This is a genomic window from Oscillatoria nigro-viridis PCC 7112, from assembly GCF_000317475.1.
Taxonomy (GTDB): domain Bacteria; phylum Cyanobacteriota; class Cyanobacteriia; order Cyanobacteriales; family Microcoleaceae; genus Microcoleus; species Microcoleus nigroviridis.
The window spans coordinates 3,090,437-3,104,405 of the sequence record NC_019729.1 but is presented as its reverse complement, the minus strand read 5'-3'; the positions used below and the strand labels follow the sequence as shown (position 1 = coordinate 3,104,405).

General features: G+C 44.8%; 16 protein-coding genes. 5 read left to right on the top strand and 11 right to left on the bottom strand.

The annotated features are described in order from the left end of the window. Positions 1-155: 155 nt before the first annotated feature. Positions 156-1,445, top strand: a complete 1,290-nt coding sequence (locus OSC7112_RS13145; protein WP_150111538.1) for a helix-turn-helix domain-containing protein — start codon at positions 156-158, stop codon at positions 1,443-1,445. Between the two features lie 110 nt (positions 1,446-1,555). On the opposite strand, the gene OSC7112_RS13140 is transcribed toward OSC7112_RS13145, so the two are convergent. Beyond that, positions 1,556-2,071, bottom strand: a complete 516-nt coding sequence (locus tag OSC7112_RS13140; RefSeq protein WP_015176350.1) for a methyltransferase family protein — start codon at positions 2,069-2,071, stop codon at positions 1,556-1,558. A 158-nt stretch (positions 2,072-2,229) separates the two neighbouring features. Further along, a complete protein-coding gene (locus tag OSC7112_RS13135) occupies positions 2,230-3,174 on the bottom strand; it encodes an aldo/keto reductase (protein WP_015176349.1) in 945 nt (314 codons plus the stop codon). A 140-nt stretch (positions 3,175-3,314) separates the two neighbouring features. Between OSC7112_RS13135 and OSC7112_RS13130 the strand changes: the two genes are divergently transcribed. Further along, entirely contained in the window at positions 3,315-4,748 is a 1,434-nt protein-coding gene (locus OSC7112_RS13130; protein ID WP_015176348.1) for a BCD family MFS transporter, read from the top strand. Positions 4,749-4,849: 101 nt separating this feature from the next. Continuing rightward, positions 4,850-5,680, top strand: coding sequence for an inositol monophosphatase family protein (locus tag OSC7112_RS13125; RefSeq protein WP_015176347.1), 831 nt, complete (start codon positions 4,850-4,852; stop codon positions 5,678-5,680). A gap of 79 nt (positions 5,681-5,759) precedes the next feature. Here OSC7112_RS13125 and OSC7112_RS38145 read toward each other — a convergent pair whose 3' ends face one another. The 9 genes from OSC7112_RS38145 to OSC7112_RS13085 form a co-directional block, all read right to left on the bottom strand. Then, positions 5,760-6,008 carry a hypothetical protein gene (locus OSC7112_RS38145; protein WP_150111537.1) on the bottom strand — a complete coding sequence of 83 codons (249 nt, stop codon included), beginning with the start codon at positions 6,006-6,008 and terminating at the stop codon, positions 5,760-5,762. Positions 6,009-6,195: 187 nt separating this feature from the next. Beyond that, entirely contained in the window at positions 6,196-6,765 is a 570-nt protein-coding gene (locus tag OSC7112_RS13120) for a PIN domain-containing protein (RefSeq protein ID WP_015176346.1), read from the bottom strand. 3 nt (positions 6,766-6,768) lie between these two features. After that, on the bottom strand, positions 6,769-7,239 hold the full coding sequence (locus OSC7112_RS13115) for a helix-turn-helix domain-containing protein (protein WP_015176345.1): 471 nt from the start codon (positions 7,237-7,239) through the stop codon (positions 6,769-6,771). 148 nt (positions 7,240-7,387) lie between these two features. Then, on the bottom strand, positions 7,388-7,969 hold the full coding sequence (locus OSC7112_RS13110; protein WP_015176344.1) for an NADPH-dependent FMN reductase: 582 nt from the start codon (positions 7,967-7,969) through the stop codon (positions 7,388-7,390). A gap of 339 nt (positions 7,970-8,308) precedes the next feature. Continuing rightward, positions 8,309-8,944 (bottom strand): retron system putative HNH endonuclease, encoded by a 636-nt coding sequence (locus tag OSC7112_RS13105; protein WP_015176343.1) that lies wholly within the window; start codon positions 8,942-8,944, stop codon positions 8,309-8,311. Continuing rightward, positions 8,941-10,194, bottom strand: coding sequence for an AAA family ATPase (locus OSC7112_RS13100; protein WP_015176342.1), 1,254 nt, complete (start codon positions 10,192-10,194; stop codon positions 8,941-8,943). The genes OSC7112_RS13105 and OSC7112_RS13100 overlap by 4 nt, the downstream gene beginning before the upstream one ends. Before the next feature lie 52 nt (positions 10,195-10,246). After that, positions 10,247-11,122: a ChaN family lipoprotein gene (locus OSC7112_RS13095; protein WP_015176341.1), complete on the bottom strand. Its 876-nt coding sequence runs from the start codon at positions 11,120-11,122 to the stop codon at positions 10,247-10,249. Positions 11,123-11,657: 535 nt separating this feature from the next. Continuing rightward, complete coding sequence (locus tag OSC7112_RS13090) at positions 11,658-12,020, bottom strand: cupin domain-containing protein (protein ID WP_015176340.1); 363 nt, start codon at positions 12,018-12,020, stop codon at positions 11,658-11,660. A 95-nt stretch (positions 12,021-12,115) separates the two neighbouring features. Then, entirely contained in the window at positions 12,116-12,391 is a 276-nt protein-coding gene (locus tag OSC7112_RS13085; protein WP_015176339.1) for a hypothetical protein, read from the bottom strand. Between the two features lie 160 nt (positions 12,392-12,551). Here OSC7112_RS13085 and OSC7112_RS13080 point away from each other — a divergent pair, with 160 nt between their 5' ends. Further along, positions 12,552-13,190 carry a peroxiredoxin gene (locus OSC7112_RS13080; RefSeq protein ID WP_015176338.1) on the top strand — a complete coding sequence of 213 codons (639 nt, stop codon included), beginning with the start codon at positions 12,552-12,554 and terminating at the stop codon, positions 13,188-13,190. A 195-nt stretch (positions 13,191-13,385) separates the two neighbouring features. Beyond that, complete coding sequence (locus OSC7112_RS13075) at positions 13,386-13,967, top strand: Uma2 family endonuclease (RefSeq protein WP_015176337.1); 582 nt, start codon at positions 13,386-13,388, stop codon at positions 13,965-13,967. Positions 13,968-13,969 lie beyond the last annotated feature (2 nt).

Below are 13,969 nucleotides of genomic sequence, written 5' to 3'. Positions count from 1 at the left end.
TCGGAAGGGGAACAAAAGCTTGTGTAGTATCGGTTTCAACCGACAAGGATAAAAGGGATTACCTTCCGGTTAATTCAGTCAATTTGTTTTCTTTCCTGAAAAGGAAGTCGCCGTCATGAAACATAAGTAAATTTACTTAATAGGTCAAAATGGCTATGACGGGACAAGAAGCGATCGCCCTAATCGATAATCTGTTACAATCCGTTAACAAAAAGCACAAACTCAATGACGTTCAATCCATCGTCTTTCTAGAAACTTGGGAAGGACACTCTTATCAAGAAATAGCCGATCGCCTACTTTACGAACACGAATATATCAAACACGTCGGTTCGCTTTTGTGGCGAAAGCTCTCTCAAATCATCGGCGAAAAAGTCTCAAAACAAAATCTGCAAGCAGTCTTGCGCCGCTACCAGCATGGCCGCGCATCAGATAACTGCATCCAAGATTGGGGAGAAGCGATCGATGTTTTCTATTTTTACAACCGCCTGCAAGAATTAGAAACATTAGAAACTTGGATTAGCAGCAATTCTACCCGTGCGATCGGGATTTTTGGACTTGGCGGTATTGGCAAAACTTCTCTGTCTGTCAAAATCGCCCACCATATTCAATCTCAATTTGAATTCGTGATTTGGCGGAGTTTGCAGCAAGCACCAACTTTAGATGTTATCATCAGCGATATTTTACCGATTTTAACTGGTTCAGAAGCGACAACAAATAACTCTATTTCTGCTCTCATGGAACAGTTGCGACAACAACGCTGTTTGTTAATTATCGACAATCTGGAATCCATTTTGCAAGGGGGAAATCGCGGCGGACAATACCAACAAGGATATGAAGATTACCGACAGTTATTTGCGCGCATTGCTGACGAAACTCACCAAAGTTGTCTGATTTTAACTGGACGAGAAAAACCTGGCGGATTTGCCGTGCGATCGGGCGAAAATTCACCCGTGCGATCGCTCCAACTCTTCGGAGTTTCACCGCCCGTATGCCAGAAAATCCTCGCCGATAAAGGATTAAAAGCAACGCTATTGCAGTGTCAAAATATTGTCAACCATTTTGGTGGTAATCCCCTCGCAATCAAACTTGCTGCAACTACGATTAAAACTATTTTTAGCGGTGACATTGACGCATTTTTAGCGCAAGGAAATACTGTTTTTAGCGATTTTTGGGATTTGCTTGATCGCCAGTTCGATCGCTTGTCTCCTTTGCAACAACAAATTATGTATGGGATTGCAATTAATCAAGAAAGAGCGACTCCTGCGAATTTAAAAGCAGAAATTTTACCCAAAGTTTCGGGGCGACGACTGATGGAAGCATTGGAATCCCTAGCGGAGCGATCGCTCATTTTCGATGAGCGATCGCTCAATTATACCGCATCAACAAGTTTAATGCTACAACCGGCGATCGCCGAGTATGTTAGAGAACGATTGCTCGAAAAGTAACTCAAAGTGGGTCTTTTTAAGGGGAATTTAGGGTGTCTAGACTCAGGTAAAAACAATACCGAAATCTAAACTGATTCATTGGTGATCGCAAACTACGGGCGATCGAACTGTTAATTGATTCCGGGAATTAGTTTTTTGACTTTTTGGCGGTACTCTGAATACTCTGGATATTTTTTGGTTAACCAGGTTTCTTCTCGGTTGGCTTTGATCTCGAAAAGTATTATTAATAGTGCGCTGGCTATTAAGTGGGATATGCTCATTTGAAAAAGTGTCCAGCCGAGGGCTGCTAAAATTAAGCCGCTGTATAATGGATGCCGCACTATTCCGTAAATGCCTGTTTGGACTAATTCTCCGTCTTCTCTGGGATATGGTAAAGGTGTGAGGTTTTTTCCTAAGTCTATCAATCCTTTGATGATGAAAATTAATCCGGTTAAGCCTAGAATACTGGCCATAAACCAGATAATATAAAGTAAGTGGGTTGATTGAATTTTTAATCCTGGCAGTTGATAAACTGGTAAGATTACAAATCCTGTGAGCAATCCTCCTTGAAGCAAAACTAAATATTCGCCGCGGCTGTTGTTGCGCCAGCCTTCGCGCGTGAAGCCCCAGTCAGTTAAGATTTTCATAATAATTGAAGGAAGAAGGAAGAAGGAAGAAGGAAGAGGGAAGAGGGAATAAGGAAGAGGGAAGAGGGGAGAAGAAAGTGAACTGTAGGCTGGGTAGAGTGAAGTAAAACCCAACCTACGGCCAACAGCGAACAGTCAACAGTCAACAATTAACAAATTTATTCTCGCCAAGGACGAGTCATTAATTCTAATTGATTGACTTCATCTTGGCTCAAATTCCAGCCTAACGCGCCTGCGTTTTCTTGTGCTTGTTTTGCGGTTTTGGCGCCGGGAATGGGGATGACTCCGTTTTGGCATATTAACCAGTTTAGGGCAACTTGGGCGGGCGTTCGATCGCGCTTTCTGCCCATTTTTCGCAGGGTGGACATGACTAATTCAATTTTTTCGAGGCCGCTTTTGCTGAAGCGGGAGTCCATTTTGCGGGCTCCTGTAGGTGGTTCTTGGGCTGTGTATTTGTCGGTGAGCAATCCTTGGGCTAAGGGGCTGTACGCTAAAATTGTGACTCCCAATTCGCGGGCTGCACTCACAATTCTTTGTTTTTCTACTTGCCGCGACAGCAAGGAGTAGCGGACTTGATTTGTTGCTAGGGGAACGCCTCTTGCTGCTAGTATTTTGTGGGCTTGGCGCATCTGTTCTACTGAATAGTTGCTGACTCCTACTGCTTGAATTCTGCCTTGTTTTACTTCATCGGCTAAGGCGTTCATCAGGGTTTCTTGACTGAGTAAAAAAGAGAAGGGCCAGTGTACTTGGTAGAGGGCTATTTGTTCTACTTGCAAGCGTTTTAAGCTGGCACTCAAGGCTTCGGAAACAGATTTTCCTGTAATCCGCCAAGGTACGGGGCCGAATTTGGTGGCTATTTGCACGGGTTGGGTGGTTTTTTTGATAAACTGCCCCAGCAATTCTTCTGACAAGCCGTTACCGTAGACTTCGGCTGTGTCAAAAAAGTTGACTCCGTTGTCAAGGGATGTTTTGAATGCTGCTTCGACTTCGGCGGCTCCGTAGTTGCTGCCGTAGTTCCAAAATAGTTTGTCGCCCCAAGCCCAAGTTCCGACGCACAGGGGAATGACGGCTGGGCCGTTTTGTCCTAGGGTAATGGTTGTCACGGTTGGTAAATCCACAATTCTTTATTCTCTATTATTTTTCTATAAATCGCGATCGAGCTTCTAGTCTGGGGAGGAATGGCGGCGGGTTGCGATATATCTCAGTTACTATAAATGCTGATGCTGTGTTTATTTGAATAGTTATGTCGATCGACCGTTTACCAGATTCAAGATTAACAGATTCCGCGACTCCTGCTATCAAGAGAGTTACCCTCGCGACTATGTTCCGGTTGGGTTTGTTTCAGATGGGATTGGGCATGATGTCGATTTTGACGCTGGGGGTGCTCAATCGCGTCATGATTAAGGAGTTGGCGATTCCGGCTACTGTGGTGGCGGTTACGCTGGCTATGCACCAGTTTGTCGCCCCGGCTAGGGTGTGGTTCGGGCAAATGTCTGATGCTAAGCCTTTGTTTGGCCATCACCGCACGGGTTACGTGTGGGTAGGAAGCGTTTTGTTTGTGATTTCTGCTTTTTTGGCGGTGCAGGTGATGTGGCGCTTGGGCGGCAGTTTGGAGGCTGTGGGGTGGACGACTCCTACTTACGGTTGGGTGGGTTTGTTGGGTTTGATTTTTGCGCTTTACGGTATTGCTATTTGTTCGAGTTCGACTCCTTTTGCTGCTTTGTTGGTGGATGTTTCGGATGAGGAGGACCGATCGAAGTTGGTGGGTGTGGTGTGGTCGATGCTGATGGTTGGTATTATTATCGGGGCGATTGTTAGCAGCGGTTTGCTGAAGCAAATTGATGGGGATGTGTCGCGGGAAGTGTTGCAGGGTTCGATTAACAGTTTGTTTGTGAAGGTGCCGGCGCTGGTTTTGCTGCTGGTGGGGATTGCAACTTTTGGGGTTGAGAAAAAGTATTCGCGGTACGGGGTGCGATCGTCCGCAGTGAATCGAGAAGATAAAATTACTCTGGGAAGTGCGCTGCGGATTTTGACTGCTAGCCGCCAAACCGGTTTGTTTTTTACTTTCCTGCTGATTATGACAATTTGCTTGTTTATGCAGGATGCGGTTTTGGAACCTTACGGCGGGGAAATTTTTAAGATGCCGATTTCGGAAACTACGCGGTTGAATGCTATTTACGGTACTGGTACTCTGATCGGTTTGAGCGCCACTGGTTTTTTAATTGTACCGCGCATCGGCAAGCAAAATACGATTAGGTTGGGCTGTTTGTCGGTTGCTGGTTGTTTTGGCTTGATTATTTTGTCGGGGTTTACTGGTAATCCAATTGTGTTTAAGTCGGCTTTAATGTTTTTTGGTTTAGCTTCGGGAATTACGACGACGGGTGCGCTGAGTTTGATGTTGGATTTGACTGCTGCAGAAACGGCGGGGACTTTTATTGGTGCTTGGGGTTTGTCGCAGGCGATGGCGCGGGGTGTGGCGACGGTTAGCGGCGGTGCTATTTTGGATTTTGGCAGGAGTTTGTTTGGGGTGCCGATGTTGGCTTACGGGTTGGTGTTTGCTGTGCCGGCGGCGGGTATGATTCTGGCTGTTTGGCTGTTGGGTAGGGTGGATGTTGGAGAGTTTCAAGATAATGCTAAAAGTGCGATCGCCACTATTCTTGAAAATGAATTAGACTGAGGTTTTGTCAGGAAAGCAGGTGTCAGGTGTCTGTTGGGCTGTGGCAGTTGTTAGTTCCAATAATTAATGACCAATAACCAATAACTAATAACGAATAACTAATGACTAATTTTTGGGATTCTATTTTAAGTTTTGCACTGGTTACTGTCGAGAGAGTCGGGCAGCAGTTGTTGCAAGATTTCGGTTCCGTGCAAGCGGATGAAAAGGATGACGGGAGTTTGGTGACGAAATCCGATAATTGGGCTGATGCGGAAATTAGAAGTGCGATCGCATCTACTTTTCCCACTCACGGAATTTTAAGTGAGGAAGGAGAACAGGTTTTCCCAGATACTGAATGGTGTTGGGTTGTCGATCCTTTGGATGGTACGACTAATTTTGCTAGGGGAATTCCGATTTGGGGTATTTCTTTGGGTTTGTTGTATCGCGGAACTCCGGTTTTTGGCTGCGTGCATTTACCCCCAATTAATCAGTCTTTTCACGGTTTTTATGCACCTGATTTGGCGGGCGGCGTGTTTGACAATATGCCTCAAGGTGCGTTTTTAAACGGGCAGCAAATTCGGCCGAGTGCTGATAAAATGAGCGGGAATCATTTTTTTAATTTGTGTTCGCGGAGTGTGGGAATGGGGCCTCATCTTCCGAGTAAAGTTCGGATGTTGGGTATGGCTAGTTACAATTTTTTGACTGTGGCTTCGGGTGCGGTGCTGGGAGGGGTGGAAGCGACTCCGAAAATTTGGGATATTGCGGGGAGTTGGGTAATTGTGAAGGCGGCGGGTGCCGTTTGGCTACCGCTGGAATCCCAGGGGATTTTTCCGCTGGAAGTGGGGAAGAATTACGGGAGAGTTTCTTATCCGACTTTGGTGGTGAACCGGCAGGAGTTGGTGTCGGTGTTTTTGCCGTTTGTGGAGGCTTGGAAGAAGAAAAAAAAGGGGTGATACTATTTTCGATTTTCGATTTTCGATTTTCGATTAAGGAATTACTAATTCCATAAGGGTTTGAATCTAATCTACAGTTTCATTCTTTTTGGGAACTGGTATCATTTGCGATCGCACAAATCGCACAATTATTAAATAAAACTGCAGGGCAGGTGTAACGGAGGAGTCTCCCACGCCTGCCGTGCTGTTTGGAAGAAATATACCGACCGATGACCGATGGTTCAAGTATGTCTACTCTTGTCGATTTGTGCCAATCTGCGATCGGGTGGTTTTGTTTTACGTCGATCGGGTGATGCGGTGCTGGTACAATTTGTGGTAAGTTTTCCACTGCCTATTATCTCTAGCCAACAAAATTATACCCGTTTTCAAGTAGAGGCACAAGGGTAAATAGATTTACTGCGGTGTGGGAAAAAGTAGATGAGTGGTATGTTGGCTATGTCGAAGAGTTAGCCTGGGGGAAGATACAAGAATAAACCTGGGAAGAAACTAAGAAAATTCTGCGGTTTGCGATCGCACTAATCTCGATAGCACAATTCTCGCATCCGATTTGCTGACAGCGGCAGTCCCAATTCTACCAGCGTTTGTAAATACTCGTCCGGCGTTTTTGGCGGATTCTTGAGCCGGATTCTTTGTTTCTCGGCTGCTTTGCATACACCTTCAAACTTTAAGTTGAGAAAGCGCAGGATTAACCGATCTGGGTGCAGCGGTTCAATGTTATATTGTTTGAGATTCTCAGTAGGAAAATCCCTGAGATTGAAAGTAACGATAAAATCCGCGCGAGAATGAATTGCTGCTGCTAGAACGTGCCGATCGCCCGGATCTGGAAGTTCCAACTCTGGTATAATTGGCTCGTAGCCAGTCACCACACAATTTTTAATGCTTGCATTCATCAGATTTTTGGTTCTGGCAAGCTGTTCTAATGTGAGATTTGGATTGTTTTGAAGCACGTTTCTCATCCACTCGCCGTGAATCTCTTCTGTCCACCTCGGCTCAAACACATCACTAACTGCTAATTCCATCAGAAAATCGCGGAGTGCGGCTGAATACAAAACATTAGCATCGCAGACAACTTTTACAATTTCCATAAGTTAGTCGTACAAACCGAGTGCTTCTGATTCTGCGACAAGTTCGTCAAGTATTTTACTTCTTTTGTCATAATCCTGCTTTTTATATTTCATTACATCTTCATAACGTATCCGGCGACAGGTATTTACCATTTTGTAAGGAATTTCGCCAGAATCTAGCAACTTCCACACATCCTCGCGGGAGACATTGAGTAAGGCCTCAACCTGCCAGATATCGAGTTCCTCAGTAATTGGAATCAGCTTGACAGTATTGCCGCTGCTTGTCTGTTGCAAAATTTCTAATAGCAGTGGCAATGCTGCGGCAGGTATGTCAATTGTCTTTCCCTCTTTTTCGTTTAATATCAATTTCAGGGATTCGCCAGACGGATGATTTTGCAAGTGCGATTCTAAAGCGCGGCTGCTGGTTTTGGCAACCGCTGCTTCTGCTGCTGTCGGCAAAGCAGGTGCTGAGTCGGGATCTCCGGTGAATGTCATGTTAATTTGGGGGTGAGAATAACAGCAAATCAACTACGATCGTAGCAATTTTGCGAGGCGATCGCACTTGATGCAGCCAGCAAAATAACAGATGCTGGGATTGGGACACAACATTGCTGTGTCCCAACTGCAAAATGAATTTATTGCCTCATGCGATTAATTTCGACAGCACATTAGACAACTTAGCACCGAGATTCTCAACAGCGTCCTGCTGTTTGGAATCTTTCATCGTACCGTCAGCATTAAATGCTTCAAAAGCTTGGGGAATTGCTTTCTGATCCGGGAGTACCAATACGTTAATATTCCCCAGGATCGATCGCAAATGAACCAATCCCCGCAAACCGCCCATTCCGCCTGGGGAAGCACTCATAATTACCGCTACTTTGCCAGTAAAGGCAACCAATCCCGGTTCACCGGGTGCTGGGCGCGATACCCAATCGATCGCATTTTTCAACACAGGCGTAATTGAACTGTTATACTCAGGGGAAGCTATCAAAAACCCGTCATGCGCTACCATCAATTCCTTGAATTTGCGGGCATTTTCTGGCATTCCCTCTTTTGCTTCCAAATCTTCGTCAAATAGCGGCATCGGCAAATCGCGCAAATCTACATAAGTAACTTCTGCACCCGCCGCCCTAGCCCCAGCCGCCGCAACTTTTACCAGCAGTTTGTTGTAGGATGCTTCGCGGGTACTTCCGGCAAATGCGAGTATTTTTGGTCTGTTTGTCATTGATTTTTTCCTGATATTTTGACAAGATAATCTTGACATTTCCAATAAAAATTTTAGCAAAGGAAGGCGATCGCTGTCTCTTTCCTTAACATATATTAGTTAAATAAATTGTCACCAATAAAAAACCGGATCGGCGTGACTGAGGAGTCTCCCACACCAGGCGCGCAGTTTGTAGTAAATATAACCGACCGATGACCGATATGTAAAGTGTGCCTTGGTGCATCGAGTTTCTGCAATCTGCGATCGGGCGATTTGATTTTGTGCGATCGGGTGATGCGGTGGGGTAAAGTTTATATTAAGTCCGATCGTCGATCGCGCAATCTTTGGGTAACATTCAACTTAAGAAACACCAAAATAATTTTTGAGATAATACAAAACAGCATTACAAAAAGGCTGGTATCGCCCTTGTGCATTCATTTGTTGACAAACTTGAGCTAATAATTCTGCCTCTTCCTGTGTCATGATTCCTTGCAATGCTTCAAGTGCTTGAATTCGTCCCTGCATTAAGTCATAATGATTGAGTCCCAAAACTTCAATAGTTCTTTGAGCATCTTTTTGATGAGCTAAATTATTTGCAGTTGGCAGTATCTCACCAGTGCTAGAGTAATCAAAAAATTCTTCACAGTTGGTTTGTAGTGGCGAAACTCCGATCGCAAGATTCTTCTTCTTATTGCCACAATACTCTGGCCAATCTGGATCTCTGCCACAAGAAGCTAGCATATTTGTGTAATCAACAGATAATTCTAAATCAGTCTTGCTCTGAGGGTGTAGATGTTCAATATGGCTATTACTTTGCTCAACTCTCTTACAGCAGTAGCAGCAAATATAGCCTTGTTCACTTAGCAAAGAAATGTGTACCGCTTTTTTCTCAGGGTTGGAAAGACTTTTGTAATCATAGTTGACACCGAGAGACATCTGTGTAGCCTTCCAGTCGGAAAAATTTTGAGGTTCTTTCCCTTTTTGAATGTATTTCATTTATTGATAATTTCCTTGCGTTGAATTAGCCAATCTGCTCTCACAAATTCAGGGTCTTCTTCTCCCATTTTGTGTGCTAATTCTTGGCGAAATTCCCGCGCCTTTCCGAGTTCGCCCTTGTCTATCAAGCGAAACAATTCGCGTAAATCTTCCTTAATTTCCTGCGGACGTTCGGGAGTTCCCATAAGCGTTTCTAGAATCCGATTGCTATCTTTCCCAAAGGATGGTACTCGATCGATCGCAATTCCTTCAGATGTTGACCTCAAAAGATGAACCCATTTGAGATCGCTGATTACCTGTGGCGAATGAGTCGTAATTATAAACTGGCAATTTGGGAATGTTTTTTTCAGATTCGGAATAATCGCCCGTTGCCATTTTGGGTGCAAGTGGAGCTCAATCTCGTCAATCAAAACAACGCCGGAACCCTCAAGCGGATTGCAATCTGGATTCGGATTTGCGATCGCCAAACGCCTTGCTAAATCTCCTGCTAGTGCTAACAAGCATTTTTCACCATCGGATAGTTGATTGACGATCAGTTCCTCGCCTTGTTTGTTTACAGTCATTCGCAACAAAGGCGATCGCCTAACCCGTAAATTTGAAAAGCCGTCTAGTAAGTTAGCGAACGCATATCTGACTGCTTCTAGTTGGCGATCGCGATACCGATCGGAATCATTTAGTCGTAATTCGTTTTCGTAATCTTCCCGCTCTCTAAACCATTCAAAAAAGCGCCTAAAATCGATTCGCCCTCCCGTGAGAACCTCGTCATAAGCAGTTATCTGCTCAAACGAATGTTTCGTCCTAATCTTCAAAGGAATATCAAGTACGGCACGGTTAGTTGGGTAGTAAACAGCCAGAGGCAATGCTGCGTAAGAATTAGCATCTAACTGACTGTGTATGTTATCGACAACTCCTTTTAAGCCCACAAGGTTGCTGCTAGTATCCTGGCTTCGCCCTTTCCTGACCTTGGTTAAAGACCATACCAATTCCCAGTCATTGATTGAAATTGTAATTTCGTTGTGAGTTTCTTTGCATCCGTTTTTGATATCATCTTCGTTGAAAGAACGTCCATTACTATTGGGAGTTTGAATTCGCTTTGTCAGCCAGGAGAGAAGAATAGCCAAACACTCAAGTATGCTGGACTTCCCCACACCGTTGATACCGATGAACACAGTCGGCTCATCGGTATCAAACTCCAGGGTCAAATCGCTGATGCCTCGGAATGAGTTCATTTTTAGACGGTTGACTTTCACGATTTGGTTCTCCCTCTGGCTTAGTGGGTTATATTTTTGAGATCATATCAAATCAATGATTCCAAACAAAGTCAGCAATGGGTCTATCTGCCGACAAAGCAGGATTGTCACTGGAATTGAATAAAACCGATCGCACTTTTACATTCCCGACTCCCAAACGCCTCTCGACGCGACTGGGAATGCCGTAACCGTAAATAATGTGTCCTTTACCCGCCAACACTACAACTTGATAGTCGGGGTTGGCTTTGACAAATTCAGCTATTTTTTCCGCCATAGTTTCGTCCCACAAAACTTGGGCTTGCAAGAATCTTTCAAAAGCCGTACTATTTCCCTGTGCTGCCTTTTGGTGTTGCTGGTAAACTTCTAGCAGCATTTGCCTGTATTCGGCGTTGTCGGTGCGAATTTCGGATATTGGCGGAATGTGTTTTTTTTCCTCTGCTGTGAGGCTTTCTAAACCTTGACTGGCAACTTTTCTCGTTACTTCGGATGGTGTATTTAAGGCGAGGACAGGTAGTTGATTTAATGCGGCAAACCGCAAAATGGGGGCGTAAGATTCCCAGGGAAAACGCCATCTGCGATCGTACTCTGTTTCCTCGATTAATTGCTGTTCAGTCAGTTTACCTGCTAAGTAGTTGTCGATCGCACTTTGAAAGGGACGCTGAAACATTTCCATCGCGATCGCAATTTTCCGATTTTGCCGCTGCATTTCTCGGATAATCTTTAGTTGAGCTTGGTGGTCTTCCGCGCTATCGTGGGTTTCTCCCAGATACACGACTTTTGCCTTCACCAACTGTTGCAGAATCTCTTGGTTAGTGTAAGTCTGCCCAGGTTGAGGGTTCGCCGTCGTTGAAGAAGCCGCTACACTGCTGCACAGCAGGAAGATGCCGATCGATAAGGCGCACAGTTTGATGAGTTTGGTTGTTTTCATACAGATATTATGCCGTTTCTCGCCACAGCAAGCACAACCGAACTCTACTATCTAGCTGAGCAGCTAGATAGCTCGATCCTTAATTTAACTTCATAATTATCCGCCGTTACTTCTAAAGTTGTAAAGTTTAGTTGCAGGTACTTGCGCTTCTAGAAGAAGGTGCTAAATTAATAATATGAAGCAAACAAAAAGCTTCTCTGACAGATACCACAGCGAAGTTCACAATATCATCTAAGGAGTAAAAACGCTGTTTAATCTTACATCTGTCTCATTAAAAACCAATAGCAGCACCCACCAACAAAGCTGATAGTTTCTCAACTAATTAGAGGGGAGCAATGCAACTGAATCCGAGGATTATTGCAACTCCACATCGAAGTTGAAAAAAGAGGAACTCACTCGGTACATAAGGCTGGGTGCTGTTGTTGTTAAAAGAAATGTTCGGTTTGTGCTGTTTTTTTCAGTAGAGGCAGAGCCTCTAGATATGCGTTACCGGGCAGAGCCGGGTAACAAGCATACAAGGATAAAAACTAGAAAATTACTGAAAAATTGTCTCGTCTTCCTTCCGCCACGCGGGATCGACGATACAAATAAATATTAGTGGCTCTGTGCCACAGTTGTAAATAAACTGCTTGGCGTTTGGGGGAATGTAAACTGCATCTCCTGCTTCCACAAATTGATTTTCGCCGTCGATGTGCATTTCTCCAACGCCGCTGAGGATGTAGTAAACTTCAGAAGTTGTCAGGGAGTGCAGCGCAGAAGTTTGTCCCGGTGGCAAAGCGGCGTGGGCTAAACTGTAACGCAAATCCACAGCTTGTTTGTCTGGATGCAGCAATTCTCGCAGTTGAGTACCGTCGCCGGCAATAAACTCGTCGCAGGCATTTAGCTTTTGAATTAGCATTCTTTCCCATCTCCTGAAAATCTCTCGAGCACAACTTAAGTTTAATTGAAAGAGCCAGAGATGTTAAGAAATATGTAAAGCGGCGGTCGGATTTTTTAACCGTAAGTCCCCGAATGCGATCGATAATCAGGACAGTCGATCGCATCTTCAGATAAAGCTATTGTAGGCTGAACGGGACACTTGAGGTGGTAGTCGCCGGTGAAGAATACGCAGTTAGCACAAGGGATTTGGTGCATCCTCTGAGCTCGGCGCAGGGAGTCGGCGACAGTATGCCCGATACTCGAAAAGATCAAAAAAACTAAACCCCAGGCGGAGACAAAACACAGCGGGACTAAAACAGGCTGTATTGCCTTAAGCAAAAAGTAAAGCATAGCAAGAAAATTTAGCGTTAGAAGCCACACATACATTAGAGTAGTGGAATTGCCGATCGCTCGACCAAAAAGTTTAGAATCCTTTACAGCTCGATCGAGAAACCGGGCAATTATGGCATGATAAGGAACAGTCCTTAAATAACATTAGAGGAAATCAGTTATGACTCTGCGATTAGGCGATACAGTTCCCAACTTTACCCAAGCTTCGTCTGAAGGGGAAATCAATTTCTACGACTGGGCCGGGGATAGCTGGGTCGTGTTGTTTTCTCACCCGAAAGACTATACTCCAGTGTGCACCACAGAACTCGGTGCAGTGGCCCGTCTCAAGTCTGAATTTGACAAGCGGGGCGTCAAAACCATTGCCCTCAGCGTCGATGATGTGGATTCTCACATGGGCTGGATTAAAGATATTGAGGAAACGCAAAATGTCACCCTCAATTATCCGATTTTAGCAGATGGCGATCGTAAAGTCTCCGACATTTACGACATGATCCATCCCAACTCGCTAAACAACTTAACAATCCGCACAGTTTTTGTGATTGACCCGGAAAAGAAATTGCGTTTGAGCATTACTTATCCGGCGAGCACTGGTCGGAATTTTAATGAAATTTTGCGAGTAATTGATTCCTTGCAACTTACGGACAACTACAGCGTTGCAACTCCGGTTGATTGGAAAGACGGCGACGATTGCGTAATCGTACCTTCGATTACCGACCCCGCAGAATTGGCAGAGAAATTTCCCAAAGGCTACACGCCGATTAAGCCTTATTTGCGGATGACTCCTCAGCCGAATAAATAGGTTTAACGTTCCTGGACGCAGAACCTAATTATGTAAGGTGTGCAGTGCACGCCTTACCTCTATAATTCGCGCGTCCCAGCTTTTTGTAGTGAGGACTTGAGTCCTTAATCCTAATTTTTGATGACTCAAGTCCTCACTACAAACAAAAAAATTGTGCAATCTTTTCTGAACAATTTACATTTGAGGAAAGGCAAAATGGTGTCATCAACAATTGTGTTGCGAATACCGCCCAAATTGCAAATGACAGACGACGAGTTTTTCGAGTTCTGTCAAATCAATAGTGAATTACGCATTGAACGCAACAAATCGGGAGAATTGCTAATTATGCCTCCTACTGGTTCGGAGACGGGAAATCGCAGCGGTAGCGTCTTTGGAGAGTTGTATATTTGGGCTCGCCAAGATGGAACCGGTATTTGTTTTGACTCCAGTACGGGATTTAAGCTTGCAATGGGTGACAAGTCTCCAGATGCCTCGTGGATTAAACTGGAACGGTGGAATGCTTTGTCACCAGAACAACAGCAAAAGTTTGCCCCGATTTGCCCGGATTTTGTAGTAGAACTGAGGTCGGCTTCTGACAATCTCAAGCCCTTGCAAGAAAAAATGCAAGAATATATGAGAGAACCAGGAGTGCAGTTAGGCTGGTTGATTGACCGCAAAAATCGCTGCGTTTACATCTACCGTCCCGGTTTGCCAGACGAATGTGTGGAGAATCCGGCTACAGTTAGCGGCGACCCCGTTTTGCCGGGATTCGTACTCAATACGAGCAAGATTTGGTAAGC